The sequence below is a fragment of the Marinospirillum minutulum DSM 6287 genome, from assembly GCF_000422325.1.
Classification (GTDB): Bacteria; Pseudomonadota; Gammaproteobacteria; order Pseudomonadales; family Halomonadaceae; genus Marinospirillum; species Marinospirillum minutulum.
This window is the reverse complement of record NZ_AULO01000008.1, coordinates 222,504-237,182: the sequence shown is the minus strand read 5'-3', so window position 1 is coordinate 237,182 and position 14,679 is coordinate 222,504. Positions and strand designations below refer to the sequence as shown.

General features: G+C 43.1%; 11 protein-coding genes. 9 read left to right on the top strand and 2 right to left on the bottom strand.

Features of this window, described 5'->3' with window-relative positions; all coding sequences use genetic code 11:
- Positions 1-7 precede the first annotated feature (7 nt).
- The 4 genes from betA (at position 8) to choV (ending at position 4,833) form a co-directional block, all read left to right on the top strand.
- Positions 8-1,684 carry a choline dehydrogenase gene (gene betA / locus H571_RS0101130; protein WP_027847696.1) on the top strand — a complete coding sequence of 559 codons (1,677 nt, stop codon included), beginning with the start codon at positions 8-10 and terminating at the stop codon, positions 1,682-1,684.
- Positions 1,685-1,707: 23 nt separating this feature from the next.
- Entirely contained in the window at positions 1,708-2,679 is a 972-nt protein-coding gene (locus H571_RS0101125; RefSeq protein ID WP_027847695.1) for a choline ABC transporter substrate-binding protein, read from the top strand.
- Between the two features lie 126 nt (positions 2,680-2,805).
- The gene (choW, locus tag H571_RS0101120; protein ID WP_027847694.1) at positions 2,806-3,645 is read left to right on the top strand and encodes a choline ABC transporter permease subunit; all 840 of its coding nucleotides are present in this window, start codon (positions 2,806-2,808) and stop codon (positions 3,643-3,645) included.
- Between the two features lie 12 nt (positions 3,646-3,657).
- Entirely contained in the window at positions 3,658-4,833 is a 1,176-nt protein-coding gene (gene choV / locus H571_RS0101115) for a choline ABC transporter ATP-binding protein (RefSeq protein ID WP_027847693.1), read from the top strand.
- Between the two features lie 75 nt (positions 4,834-4,908).
- Here choV and H571_RS0101110 read toward each other — a convergent pair whose 3' ends face one another.
- Both H571_RS0101110 and soxR read right to left on the bottom strand, forming a co-directional pair.
- A complete protein-coding gene (locus tag H571_RS0101110; RefSeq protein ID WP_051168049.1) occupies positions 4,909-6,855 on the bottom strand; it encodes a methyl-accepting chemotaxis protein in 1,947 nt (648 codons plus the stop codon).
- Positions 6,856-6,975: 120 nt separating this feature from the next.
- Positions 6,976-7,422 (bottom strand): redox-sensitive transcriptional activator SoxR, encoded by a 447-nt coding sequence (gene soxR / locus H571_RS0101105; RefSeq protein ID WP_027847691.1) that lies wholly within the window; start codon positions 7,420-7,422, stop codon positions 6,976-6,978.
- A 141-nt stretch (positions 7,423-7,563) separates the two neighbouring features.
- Here soxR and H571_RS0101100 point away from each other — a divergent pair, with 141 nt between their 5' ends.
- From H571_RS0101100 to H571_RS13775, 5 genes are all read left to right on the top strand, one after another.
- Positions 7,564-8,643, top strand: a complete 1,080-nt coding sequence (locus H571_RS0101100) for an efflux RND transporter periplasmic adaptor subunit (RefSeq protein WP_027847690.1) — start codon at positions 7,564-7,566, stop codon at positions 8,641-8,643.
- Positions 8,643-11,720: an efflux RND transporter permease subunit gene (locus tag H571_RS0101095; RefSeq protein ID WP_027847689.1), complete on the top strand. Its 3,078-nt coding sequence runs from the start codon at positions 8,643-8,645 to the stop codon at positions 11,718-11,720. The genes H571_RS0101100 and H571_RS0101095 overlap by 1 nt, the downstream gene beginning before the upstream one ends.
- Positions 11,721-11,897: 177 nt before the next feature.
- Positions 11,898-12,557, top strand: coding sequence for an alpha/beta hydrolase (locus tag H571_RS0101090; RefSeq protein WP_027847688.1), 660 nt, complete (start codon positions 11,898-11,900; stop codon positions 12,555-12,557).
- Between the two features lie 46 nt (positions 12,558-12,603).
- Positions 12,604-13,242: a DsbA family oxidoreductase gene (locus tag H571_RS0101085; RefSeq protein ID WP_027847687.1), complete on the top strand. Its 639-nt coding sequence runs from the start codon at positions 12,604-12,606 to the stop codon at positions 13,240-13,242.
- Between the two features lie 13 nt (positions 13,243-13,255).
- Positions 13,256-14,674 carry an MFS transporter gene (locus H571_RS13775; RefSeq protein ID WP_036217049.1) on the top strand — a complete coding sequence of 473 codons (1,419 nt, stop codon included), beginning with the start codon at positions 13,256-13,258 and terminating at the stop codon, positions 14,672-14,674.
- Positions 14,675-14,679: the final 5 nt, after the last annotated feature.

Below are 14,679 nucleotides of genomic sequence, written 5' to 3'. Positions count from 1 at the left end.
AGGCAAGATGAACCAAACATTTGATTATATTATCGTCGGAGCCGGTTCTGCTGGTTGCGTATTAGCAGACAGATTAACCGAAGATGGCCAGCACCAAGTACTCCTGCTTGAAAAAGGCGGCAGTGATAAAAGTATTTTTGTGCAAATGCCAACAGCTTTATCCTACCCAATGAATACTGAACGTCTGTGCTGGCAGTTTCATACTGAGGCAGAGCCAGGCATAGATAACCGCTCGTTACACACGCCGCGTGGCAAAACCTTAGGCGGTTCTTCATCGATTAATGGCATGGTTTATGTACGCGGTCATGCTTGTGATTATGAAGAGTGGGTAGCAGAAGGTGTTAAGGGTTGGGATTACCAAAGCTGCCTTCCCTACTTTAAACGTGCCGAAACTTGGGAAGGTGGCGCTGATGATTACCGTGGTGGTGATGGGCCTTTAGGTGTTTGTAATGGTAATAAAATGTCACTTAACCCGCTTTACCAAGCCTTTATAGATTCCGGTGTAGATGCTGGTTATGGTGCAACTGAAGACTATAACGGTTACCGCCAAGAAGGCTTTGGTGCTATGCACATGACGGTAAAAAACGGAATACGTAGTTCAACTTCTAACGCTTACCTAAGACGCGCATTAAAACGTTCTAACCTAACCCTGTTAACGGGTGTTCATACTCGAAAAATACTGACGGACTCCACCAGTAATACACCCGTTGCAACAGGTGTTGAATTTGATCACAAGGGTAAAACCAAAACTGCTCAAGCCAAAATTGAAGTTATCTCTGCAGCAGGTTCGATAGGTTCACCGCAACTTCTACAGTTATCAGGTATTGGTCCCAAAGCAGTATTAGAAAAGGCAGGGGTTGAATTAGTTAAAGACCTACCCGGTGTGGGCGAAAACCTACAAGACCATTTAGAAGTTTATTTTCAGTATCGCTGTAAACAGCCCATTACTTTAAATAGTAAGCTTAACTTTGTTAGCAAAGGCTTAATAGGTACGCGCTGGATTTTATTCAAAAATGGTTTAGGCGCTACTAACCACTTTGAATCTTGTGCCTTTATTCGCTCCCGCAAAGGTTTAAAATGGCCAAATATTCAATACCACTTTCTACCCGCTGCCATGCGCTACGATGGCAATGCGTCATTTAAAGGCCATGGCTTTCAAGTTCATGTTGGGCCTAATAAGCCGTCTAGTCGTGGCCGTGTAAAAATAAAAAGTGCCGACCCCTACCAAGCCCCCAGCATTTTATTCAACTACCTAACCGAACAACAAGACATTGAAGATTGGCGAGCCTGCATTCGTTTAACCCGTGAAATAATCGGCCAAAAATCAATGGACGTTTATCGAGATGATGAGATTCAGCCAGGAATAGATATAACCAGCGATGAACAAATCGATGCTTGGGTGCGTGCCAATGTGGAAAGTGCTTACCACCCTTCTTGTACCTGCAAAATGGGTGCAGAAGATGACCCCATGGCAGTGCTGGATAGTGATTGCAAGGTACGCGGTGTAGGCAAACTACGTGTCGTAGACTCCTCAGTATTTCCGACCATTACCAATGGCAATGTCAACGCACCGACCATTATGGTTGCTGAAAAAATTGCCGATAATATTTTACAGAAAGTACCCCTACCCAAAGCTGATGTAGCTGTTTGGATTCACCCTGACTATAAAAATACCCAACGTTAATAATCACTTTAGAAGGAAAAACAATGAGTTTTAAAAAAGCATTACCCATTAAAAAGGCATTAACAAAAGTACTGGTTGCAACAATTGCCACCCTTTCTATCAGCGCCTTTTCTGTAGCTCATGCTAATAGCTGCTCTGAGGTTCGCTTCTCCGATGTGGGCTGGACAGATATTACTGCCACCACAGCAATAACTACTGAAATAGTGAAGGGCTTAGGCTACTCACCCAAAACCCAGTTGTTATCTGTACCTGTAACCTATAACTCTTTAGCTTCTGGCGAATTAGATGTGTTTTTAGGCAACTGGATGCCAACTATGGAAGCTGATATTGCCAAATACCGTGCAGAAGGCACCGTTGAAACGGTTCGCACTAACCTAGAAGGTGCTAAATATACCCTAGCTGTTAACAAAGCAGCTTATGACGGTGGCGTACGTAGCTTTGCCGATATCGTTAAATATAAGAAAAAGTTTCGTAGCAGAATCTACGGTATTGAACCAGGCAATGATGGCAACCGTTTAATTCAAGATATGCTTGATCAAAATGCTTTTGGTCTAAAAGGCTTTAAATTAATTGAATCATCCGAAGCTGGTATGTTGTCTGAAGTTCAACGTGCGGAACGCAGAAATAACTGGGTCGTTTTTCTAGGTTGGGAACCCCACCCCATGAATAGTAACTTTGCTATTGAGTATTTAGATGGTGGCGATGATTGGTTTGGTCCAGATTTTGGCGGCGCAACTGTGTTAACTAACACCCGTAAAAATTACAGCCAAGAGTGCCCAAATATGGGCAAGCTGTTAAATAACTTAGAGTTTTCATTAGCTATGGAAAACGAAGTAATGGGCGCTATTTTAAATGACAACAAAAAACCTCAGCAAGCCGCCAAAGAGTGGTTGAAAAATAACCCAGCTGCTTTAAATGGTTGGTTAAAAGGTGTAAACACCTTAGATGGTAAGCCTGGTCTTGCAGCAGTAAAAAGCTATCTAGCTATTCAATAAGTTTAATCTAGCCCTTAACGCTAGGAGTTACATTCCTAGCGTTATTCATTCAATTTACTTATTTACTACTGCTATTTGCTTTTATGCAGTAGTAGGTTTATCGAAAAATCTACTCGGATATCCAATATGAACTGGATTATTGAACACAAAGTTCCCATGGGACAATGGATAGAGTCTTTTGTCGACTGGTTAGTAGGCAACGCTGCTGGTTTCTTCGATGCTATTTCATTTTCTTTAGAGTGGCTTATTCTTGGTGTAACAGACATTCTTTTATTAAGTCCGCCTAGCTTGCTTATAACCTTAACAGCAGCTTTAGCTTGGTGGCTGCAACGCTCTTTGGGTTTAGTTGTTTTTATAGTCTTATCACTTCTATTAATTGCCAATCTCGGTTATTGGTCAGAAATGATTGAAACCCTGGTTTTAGTATTAATGGCTGCTTTTATTTGTGTTTTGTTTGGTATTCCGCTTGGGATACTGGCAGCGCATTATCCAAAATTTCATACTATCATTCGTCCAGTATTAGATTTAATGCAAACCATTCCTACTTTTGTTTATCTAATACCTACTTTAATTTTATTTGGTTTAGGGGTCGTACCTGGCTTAATTTCTACCATTATTTTTGCAATAGCTGCCCCTGTACGTTTAACCGCTTTAGGCATTAGCAGCGTGCCCGAAGAGCTGCTTGAAGCCGGTAAAGCCTTTGGAGCTACACGCAGAAAACTTTTATTTAAAGTCGAGCTACCAGCAGCCATGCCCAACATTATGGCTGGTGTAACCCAGTGCATTATGTTGTCTTTATCCATGGTGGTGATTGCTGCACTGGTTGGTGCAGATGGATTAGGTAAGCCTGTAGTACGTGCTTTGAACACCGTTAATATTGCCCAAGGCTTTGAAGCAGGTTTAGCTATTGTATTAGTTGCAATTATGCTCGACCGTTTATGCAAGCAACCTAACCGTAACAATTAAGGAGCCTTAACCATGAACATGATTGAAATAGAAAATCTAGATGTGGTATTTGGCAATAACCCTGAACAAGCCTTAAAGCTTTTAGATGAAAACCTTTCGCGTGAAGAAATAATTGATAAAACCGGATCGGTTGTTGGTGTTCAAAACGCTAATCTCACCATTAAACAAGGCGAGATTTGTGTACTAATGGGGCTTTCTGGTTCAGGTAAATCTAGCCTTTTGCGTACCTTAAATGGTTTGAATCCCATTACTCGCGGTAGTTTAAGAGTAAAAGATAAAGAAGAAGGTACTATAGACATAGCTACCTGCGATGAAAATACGCTACGCCATTTAAGAACTAACCGTATTTCTATGGTTTTTCAAAAGTTTGCCCTGATGCCTTGGTTAACCGTGGCTGAAAACGTAGCTTTTGGTTTAGAAATGAAAGGCATTAATAAGCGTGAACGCTTAGAAAAAGCCAAAGAAAAGTTAGAAATGGTGGGTTTAGATCAGTGGGCCAACTCTAAACCCCATGAATTATCGGGTGGTATGCAGCAACGTGTAGGCTTAGCCAGAGCCTTTGCCATGGATACCGACATTCTTTTAATGGATGAGCCTTTTTCAGCATTGGATCCACTCATTCGTAGCCAGCTGCAAGATGAATTGCTTGAGCTGCAACAGAAGATGAAAAAAACCATTTTGTTTGTTAGCCATGATTTAGACGAAGCACTAAAAATTGGTACTAACATCGCCATTATGGAGTCAGCCAAAATTATTCAGCACGGCACGCCAGAAGATATAGTGCTTAACCCTAAAACCCCTTATGTAGAAGCTTTTGTTGCCCATACCAACCCACTGAATGTTTTAGGTGGGGATACTTTAATGACCAATAAAGAAGACTTAGCCGTCGATAAAGATAGGCTAATTATAGATCGTAATCAGGGTTACTGGGTTAGTTTGCAAGAAGGCAAGATTTTAAAGGCTGGCAAGGGTGAGCAAGAGCTGCCTTATGTTGCTTGGCAAGCAGGTGATGGTGAGCAGGGTAAGTTTGCTGTTGCTAGTTCAGCGATAGGTATGCGTGATGCCATTAACCTGCGCTACACCAGTCGTTTACCTGTATTGCTTACCCAAGACGAGCAGTTTGTCGGTGTATTAAACGACAACAATTTTTACTATGCACTGCTAGGTAAACACTTTGTTGCTGACTAGTTTGTTAGGCTTAAGCAACGTTAATTAACCAGAACCAAGTTAGTTTAAATTAACTTGGTTCTGGTTGAGGTTATTTTAAAGCTTAAACTTTTTTACTAACGCTTCTAAGGCTTCTGCGCGCTTAACTAAAGCCAAGTTCACCGTTTGGGTTTGTTCAGTTGAACTGCTGCTTTCTGTAGCTAGGTCGTTAATTCTAACCATGCTCTGGCTAATTTCTACAGCAACACTGTTTTGTTCACGTGCAGCCTGAGCTATTTGCAAGCCATGTTCATTAACAGAGGTTACGCTAAAGCTAATATTGTCTAAGGCTTTACCTGCGGCCTCGGCTTGATTAACACAAGCTTCTGCCTGCTTAGTGCCTTGGTAAATTGCCTTAGATACATCGGTTGCTGCTGCTTGTACTTCGGCAATAATTTGGTCTATTTCACCCGTTGCTTGCTGTGTTCTGCTCGCTAGCTGGCGTACTTCATCTGCAACTACAGCAAAACCACGGCCTTGTTCACCTGCTCTGGCAGCTTCAATGGCTGCGTTTAATGCTAAGAGGTTGGTTTGTTCAGCAACGGCTGAAATTGTTTCAATTACCTTACCTATATTTTGGCTGCCAGTATCTAAACGCTCAATAACACCTAACATATTATTCATTTGTAAAGATAAGTTGTTAATGGCTTTTATGGTACTAGTTACCTCTTCTTGGCCTTTTTGTGTTTCTGCTTGCGCTTGCTCAGTTGCACTTAAGGTTGCATCGGCGTGTTCGGCCATTTCAGCAGAAGAAGCTGCCATTTCATTACTTGCTGAAGCGACTTGGTCTGTTTCTGCTAGCTGTGAATTAGCTAACTGTCGGCTTTGTTGGCTGTTAGCTAGCATTTGATCGGCTGCAGTTGCTAGGTTGTTAGCCGTTTCTGTGACTTCACCTATTACATGCGCTAGGGTTTCCGTATGGGAGTTAAATGCTCCAAAAAGACTACCTAGTTCATCTTTGTATTTAGTGCTTAAGCGTAGGGTTAAGTCGTTTTCCATGCTTTTAAGGCGGCTTACACTTCTAGCAATAGGGCGAACAACAGAGCGTTGTACCTGCAAAGCAACGCTAGTACCCATGCCTAGGATTAATAAAATTAATAAACCCATAAATATCCAAGCGGTAAAAGTTGCTTTGGCAACCTGCGCTTCAATAATGGCTGCTGGTTCACCTAGTAGGTGTACACCTACCGGCTGACCTTGGTTATTTAGAATAGGTAGGCTGGTAGCAAACCAGTTGGCTGTTAGCTCGGTTTTTGCTTTTTGTAGGTGGTTTAAATTCAAGCTGCTAGCAAAACCTCTTGCTCTTTCGTTAAACCAACGATCATTAGCTAAAAGGTAGTCACCAATAGCCATATTTTTAGCAATACCTGGTGACTCTTGGGCAACGCTTTGGTTAAGCAGCATAATGTAGGCTTGACCATCGCCTTCAAAATCGCGGCTAACACTGCCAACACCCTGCAATACTTCTAGGCTACCTAGGTATTGACCATCATAAAAAATAGGGGCAAGGCCACGTACTGCAAAGCCACTGCGTCCTGTTTCATCAGAGCTGGCAAAGGGGCGTTTTTCAGCAAGCATTTTTTGGATGCTAGGACGAAATAATAAATCATCGCCATGAAGGTTAGGGTTCCAGTTACGCAACCAAGACTTACCTTCAGCGGTATGAATTTGAACTTTTAAACCACGGTAATTAGTTGTTTTAGCATAGTGTTTTACTAGGTCATTAAGAATAACTTCAACTTCGCTTCGCACATCTGCGTAAAGGTATTCTTGAATAAGCTGGTTTTTAGCCAGCATAACTGCCAAGCCTAAGCCGAACTCTTCTTTAGCTTTTAAGCGTTCTTGCAAAATAATTTGTAGGTTTTTGCTGCGTTCTTGCATCGCTTCTGTGGCAAGGTCATTCCTATGATTTAAAGTGTAAAACAGGCCGATAAGTAAAAAAATACCACCAGAAACTATAATTGAAGCCAGCAACCTTTGGCGAAGGGTTAGCGATGTAAACACTGTAATTCTCCTTGTATTCATCGTTTAAAGCGAAAAGAACCTAATGTTGGTATTAGTTAGCGGTGCATAATACAAAAGATTACATATTAACGCCATTTCAAAACAAAGCTAGGTGTTTTGTTAAGGACGTTCTAATATTTGTGGACCAGGTCCTTTTTCTGCCAATTTATCCTTGGGATTGCGTAGAGGGCACTCCTTTAAAGAAAGGCAACCACAGCCTATACAGTTATCTAGCTCATCACGTAAGCGCTCTAAGCGTTTAATGCGTTGGTTAATGCCTGCTTGCCATTCGGCAGCTAAGGTTTTCCATTCATTTTCATTTAATTTTGCGCCTGCCTGATAAGCACTGAGAGTTTTTTGTATTTCTTCTAAAGTCATGCCTGTGCGCTGCGCAACCCTAATAATGGCAATATAGCGTAAAACAACAGAAGGGTATTGGCGGTGATTACTGGCATTACGAGTAGAAGTAATTAAGCCTTTTGATTCATAAAAATGAATAGTAGAAATAGCCACGCCACTACGTTTAGCCACTTCACCAATACTCAGTATTCGATTACCGTTAACCATTTAAGTTACTCATCTGTATTCCTAATAAGTCTTCTTAAAAACTAATACTTGACCTCAAGTTAAGTTGAGGCTGTATAAGTGTACTCACTTCTTGGTAAAGCACCAAGGTAGACTTTACAAAAGCTGAGTGGAGAAGGTTGGATGAAGGCGTCATCAGGTTTTAAATCAATTATTCTTGTGTGCTTTGTTTTAACTATATTAATAACCGGCTTGTGGTACTGGCAACAAAGTAGGCAAGCGCAAGGTGGCTGGGCTGGTGGTGGACCCATTGATGTAATCGCTACCCGCTTAAAATCTGAAGCAGCTCCGGTGAACTTAAAAGCCCTAGGTGAACTTCGTGCAGTGCAGCAGGTTAGCTTGTCAGCAGAAATGGAAGGACGGGTAACGGCTATTTTATTTGAGTCAGGACAAAAGGTAAAAGCTGGGAGCTTGTTAGTGCAACTGGATGATACGCTAGAGCAGGCTGAGCTAGCTGCAGCACAAGCCAGAGCAACTTTTACTCGTCATCAGTATGCAAGAACTAAAGAACTAGCCAGCACAGGTGCTACCTCCCAAGAAAGGTTGCAACTGCATTTGTTTGAGCGTGACCAAGCCGCAGCACAGGTTAAACAGCTTCAAGCCCGTATTCGTCATAAACGTATTTATGCTCCTTTTGATGGCAAGCTAGGTTTACGCCTGATAGATCAAGGCCAGTACCTAAACCCTAGTGAAACCATTGTTAGTCTAACGAATTTAAACCAGCTGTATGCAAACTTTGATTTGCCTCAAGAGGAGCTGGCCAGAGTAAAGCTTGGGCAAAGTGTTTTGGTGGATGCTGATTTAAGTGAAGTTGGACCCATTAAAGCAACCCTGACCGCGCTAGAGCCACAAGTTAACCGAGACACGCGCAGTGCCACAATTCAGGCCAAGTTAGCTAACCCGCAAGGGATTTTGCAACCGGGCATGTATGCAACTATGACGATTCTTTTACCACCAGAACCTGATGCACTTATTTTACCTGCTTCGGCTGTGACGACTTCTGCTTCGGGAGATACTGTCCTAGTTGTGCGTAACCTGAATGCTGAGCAGGTGGGGCAGGCCGAAATTGTGCCAGTTGTTGTTGGTCGCAGAGTGGGTGATCAAGTTGTGATTGCTCAAGGTTTGCAAGCGGGCGACCTGGTAGTAACTGAAGGTCAGCTAAGAGTTCGCCCTGGTGCTGATTTACGTGTGGTGAAAAAGTAATGAAATTTACTGATTTATTTATTAAGCGACCCATTCTTTCTATTACTTTAAGTACACTTATTTTACTGGTTGGCTTGGCGGCTTTTTTCTCTTTGCCTACACGCCAGTACCCGGCCATGGAAAGTGCCACGATTGTAGTTACCACTAACTTCCCCGGTGCTTCACAAGAGGTAATGCTTGGTTTTGTGACTACGCCCCTAGCTCAAGCGATTGCAGGCGCTAGTGGTATTGAGTATTTAGTTTCTAATTCCACTAGGGGACGCAGTGAAATTAAAGCCAAGTTAGTACTCAATGCCGATACTGACCGCTCCATGACCGAAGTACTAGCTAAAGTGCAACAGGTTAAATACCAGCTTCCTGAAGGGGTTTATGACCCAGAAATTAACACCATCACCGATGGGGTTTCGGCTGTTCAGTACCTAGCTTTTATGAGTGAGCAACAGTCTATACCTGAAATCTCAGACTTTGTAGCTAGGGTTGCACAACCCTTGTTAACCTCAGTGCCTGGGGTGGCCTCGGCTGAAATAGGCGGTGGCCAAACCCTAGCCATGCGTTTGTGGGTAGACCCTATCAAGCTAGCAGCAAGGGGTTTAACTGCCAGCGACCTTGCTCAAGCTTTACGAGTGAACAATGTGCAAACTGCTGCAGGTGTATTGCGTGGCGAAGATGATTTGATTGCCATTACAGCCACCACTGATAAGCGCAGTGTTGAAGAGTTTAAAAACCTAGTGATTAAACGTGCAGCAAACAGGCTGGTAAGGCTTGCAGATGTAGCCACGGTAGAACTGGATGGTGATAGTTTTAATAATAGTTTTTTTAATGATGGGCAGCGGGGTGTGGCAGTGATTATTTCACCCACGCCCGATGGTAACCCTTTAGAAATTGTTGCTGGAGTTAATGCACTCCTTCCCGATATTCAAAGAGTTGCACCGCCAGGCCTAGAGGTGATTAATAATTTTGATACGGCACGCTTTGTTAACGCTTCTATTGATGAAGTAATGGAAACCTTGCTTATAGCGGTGTTTATTGTTATTGCGGTTATCTTCCTGTTTTTAGGTACTTTCCGTGCGGTGATTATTCCACTGGTGACCATTCCTTTATCGTTAACTGGCGTAGCTGCCTTAATGTTAGCTTTTGGTTTTTCTATTAATCTACTGACCTTACTGGCAATGGTGCTAGCCATAGGTTTGGTGGTCGATGATGCCATAGTGGTAGTAGAGAATATTCATCGGCATATTATAGAAGGCTTATCACCTGCCAAGGCGGCTATTATTGGTACGCGTGAGATTATTTGGCCAGTCATAGGTATGACTTTAACCCTAGCTGCTGTTTATGCACCCATAGGTATGATGGGTGGAATTACCGGTGCGTTGTTTAAAGAGTTTGCTTTTACTTTAGCTGGCTCGGTGATTATTTCAGGCGTTATAGCACTAACTTTGTCGCCTATGATGAGTAGTTACCTATTAAATGCCGAATTAAATGAAGGGCGTTTTTCACAAGCAGTAGAGCGCAGTATGAACAAAGTTTCAGCGGCTTATGGTCGTTTGCTGGGTCATGTACTGGCAGCTCGTGCTGCGGTACTTATTGTGTGTTTGGTGGTGTTGGGTGGCATAGCGGTTTTGTTTATGGGGGTAGAAAGAGAGCTAGCACCTGGCGAGGACCAAGGTTTTGTGTTTATTCAAACCAAAGGCCCACAATATGCCAACCTAGAATATACCGAGCAGGTGGCCTATGCCGTTGAAGAAGTCTTTCAACAAATGCCAGACTATACCGGTTCATTTTTAGTGAATGGTACGGGTAGTCAAAACATGGGTTTTGGCGGTATTGTTTTAAAAGACTGGAAAGAGCGGCAGATGAGCAGCGATGCAGTAGAAGGTGCGCTGAATGCTCGTAGCGCGAATATTACCGGTGCCTTTATGACGGCTTTCCAGCCAGCGGCCTTACCTTCAGGCAGTGATGGTTTGCCGCTACAAATGGTGTTGCGTTCTCCCGCAAGTTTTGAAGAACTTTATGGCGTGTTAGAAGGCATTAAAGGGGCAGCTTGGGGTAGCGGCTTATTTGCTTTTGTGGATAGCAACCTAGCTTTTGATAGTCCTCAAGCCAAAATTAGTGTTAATGCAGATAAGGCGGGTGAACTCGGTGTAAGTATGCAGGCTATAGCTGATACCCTAGCCGTCTTGGTGGGCGAGGGTTATATCAATCGCTTTAACTGGTTTGATCGTTCTTATGATGTTATTGCCCAGGTGGCGCAAGACCAACGCCGTGCTCCTGATGACTTGCTAGGCTATTATGTGCGTACTGCAAGCGGTGGTTTAGTGCCCTTAGCCAGTGTAGTCGATGTAAAGATTCAGGCAGGAGCAAATAGTCTGCCTCAGTTTAATCAGATGAATGCAGTAACTCTATCGGGGGTACTTTTGCCTGGTGTGACTGTTGGGCAAGCAGTGAGCTTTTTACAGGGTTTACCCTTGCCACCTGGAGCACAACTAGATTGGCTTTCTGATAGTCGCCAGTTTGTTAAAGAGGGCAACCGTTTAGTTATTTCCTTTGGCTTTGCTTTGGTGGTTATTTTCTTTGTGTTAGCTGCTCAGTATGAAAGCTTTCGTGACCCATTGGTTATTTTGGTAACCGTACCCTTGGCCATTTGTGGTGCTTTACTACCCTTATGGTTAGGTTATGCCACCTTGAATATTTATACCCAAATCGGTTTGGTTACTTTAGTTGGCCTAATTTCTAAGCACGGTATCTTAATGGTGTCTTTTGCAAATGCTATTCAAGAAAATGAAGGTTTAGCGCGTTTAGAGGCCATGCACAAAGCAGCCATTATACGTATGCGACCTATACTGATGACAACTGCAGCCATGGTTGCTGGTTTAGTTCCTTTGTTGTTTGCTACAGGCGCTGGCGCTGAAAGCCGTTTTTCAATTGGTATAGTGGTGGTTTGTGGGTTGTTAATAGGTACGCTCTTTACTTTGTTTGTGTTGCCTACGGTTTATAGCCTACTCGCTAGAGATCACCGCCCAATGGCTAGGTCTAAACGCGCAATAGAACTAGCTGAGACAATTCCATCTTCTAGCTAACGCAACCTTTGCTTGCTGCTCAACTTAATTTAATAGTGGTTATCATTAGTGAGTTGAGCAGCAACTAAGCTATTTTTTATAACGGTTAAAGTTACTGCTGCTTGTTTCTTCGCGGGTGTAGAAAGTTACCGAAGCTGTATGATAGGGGTAATTATTCGCTGAACTAATGGAGAACTCATGGCTGAATTAAACACCTTGCAAATTGACACGGGTGCTAACCCAGAATACACCGTTATTTGGTTACATGGTTTAGGGGCAAGTGGGCACGATTTTGAACCCCTAGTACCAGAATTTGCTTTTTCCAAAAATACGCCTGTTCGTTTTATTTTTCCTCATGCGCCAGAGTTGCCTGTCACTGTTAACGGTGGAATGGTGATGCCTGCTTGGTACGATATTCTAGCCATGGACATTGACCGCAAAGTCGATGTTGAGCAATTAAAAAAATCTGCAAACCTAGTGGCAGCTTTAGTCGAAGCTGAAATCGACCGAGGTGTACCCAGTAAAAACATTATTATTGGTGGTTTTTCTCAAGGTGGTGCAGTGGCCTATGAGCTGGCGCTTAGTTATCCCAAGCCTTTGGGCGGGCTTTTTGCTTTATCTACCTACTTTGCCACGGCTGACACCATTAATTTAAGTGAAGCTAATCGTAGCCTTCCTATTTTTGTTGCTCATGGAAGTTTTGATCCTGTGGTAGCGGAAGCTTTAGGGCAAACAGCCGTAAAACATTTACAAACAATGGGGTATCAGCCCGAATACCAAAGCTATGGTATGGATCATAGCCTTTGTCTAGAAGAAGTAAGGGATATGGATGCTTTTTTGGCTAAGGTTATTGCTTAAGAGTCGTTAATAAATACCCAAGTCTAATCTATTGACAGGATTTACTATGAAAAACATACAAATTGATATTGTTTCTGATATTGCCTGCCCTTGGTGTGCCATAGGTTATGCACGGCTGGAAAAAGCAATGCAGCAGTTGGCGTCTGAGTTTAAATTCACTGTGGAATGGCGTGCCTTTGAGCTGAATCCAGATCACAGCGGTGAGGGCGAACCTATTTTACCAGCCTTAGCTAAAAAGTATGGCCGTAGTGAAGAAGAATTACATGCTACCCAAGCACAAATGATGACTATTGCTAGAACGCTAGGTCTGAACTTTGAAAAAATACAGCAGCGCTTAACTTGCAATACTTTTGATGCTCACCGTTTAGTTAAATGGGCTAGAGAAGAAGGCAAGCAAACTGAAATGAAGCAAGCATTGTTTGAAGTGTATTTTGGTGAGGCTAGGGTGGTTTCTGACCAAGACGTTTTATTAGCTTGTGTTGAAGCAATAGGGCTAGATACCACAAAAGCTAAACAACTACTAGAGTCAGACCAATATGCCGCCAAGGTTAGAGAAGAAGAAGCCACTTACCAGCAGGCGGGTATAACTTCTGTGCCAGCATTTATTATTAACAACAAGCATCTAATTTCTGGCGCTCAAGAAACAGCGACTTTTGTGCAAGTGTTACGTGAGCTAAATGCATAATTTAAGGTTTTAAATGACTAATAACGACCCTATACGTTGGCGAATTCTTGCTGTTTTGCTTATGGCAATTTTTATGTCGCTATTAAGTGTAAGCGTGGTGAATGTTGCCTTAGCTTCTATTCAAGAAGGGTTGAACGCCAGCCGCTCTGATATTCAGTGGGTGTTATCAGGCTATGCGCTTACCTTTGGTGTGGTGCTGGTAAGTGCAGGGCGAGCTGGCGATTTAATGGGGCGGGGTGGTTTTTTTATTCTTGGCTTGATTATCTTTATTACTGCTTCGATAGCCGCAGGTTTAGCTCCTGATGCTCACTGGCTTAATGGGGCGCGTTTTGTGCAGGGTGTGGGTTCTGGTTTTATGAACCCTCAGGCGGTAGGAATGATTCAGCAGTATTTTCAAGGACCAGAGCGGGGGCGTGCTTTTGGACTTTTTGGTACTACGGTGGGCGTTTCTGTTGCCATTGGTCCTGTTATTGGTGGGCTGCTCATTCAACTGGGTGGTGCGGAACTTGGCTGGCGCCTGACTTTTCTTATTAATCTACCTGTGGGTTTAATAACACTGGTGCTTGCTTTCTTGTGGTTTCCACGCCCTTTAATACATAAGCCTAAACTTAAAGAGCACAAGGGGTTAAGTTCCTTAGATCCTATAGGGGCTGTGTTATTGGGTTTAGGTGTGTTGGCATTTTTGTTTCCCTTTGTTGAATCGCATCCATCGGGTTTGCTTTGGTTGTTAGTTCCTGTGGGGTTGTTGTTATTTTACATTTGGGTGCGCTGGGAGCGTTGGTACACCTTGCGTGGCTATAGCCCTATGGTTGATTTAAAAATATTTGCCACTTCTAGCTACCGTAACGGCAGCATTATTATGACCCTCTACTTTTTAGGCATGACCAGTGTTTGGGTGTTAATTCCTTTGTATGTACAGCTAGGTCTTGGTTTTTCAGCTTTTGAGGCGGGTATGGTGGGCATTCCTTCAGCACTGCTTTCAGCCTATTCAGCCAACTGGGCAGGTAAAAAGGTTAACTATTATGGCCGTAAAGTGGTGATAGGTGGTTTGAGTTTGGCTGTTTTTGGGCTGCTTGCCAGCATTGCTGTGGTTATGCTGCACGAATATGTCGGCACCAGCATTTGGTGGTTGTTAGTGTCTTTAGGTTTTTTTGGTCTAGGTCAGGGCTCGGTTATTAGCCCTAACCAGACTTTAACACTTGCTGAAGTACCCTTGGCTTATGCAGGTAGCTCTGGCGCTATTATGCAAACGGGGCAGCGTATTGGTACTTCGGTAGGTATTGCCGTTATTACGGCTTTGGTCTTTACCTTACAACCTTATAGCTCTTGGTCTATTGCCGTAAGCTTTGGTTTATTGACGATCACTTTTACCGTTTTATTAGCCTTAGCTATGGCTTTTAAAGATTTGCGTGACCGTCGTGTTAAAGGTTAACAACT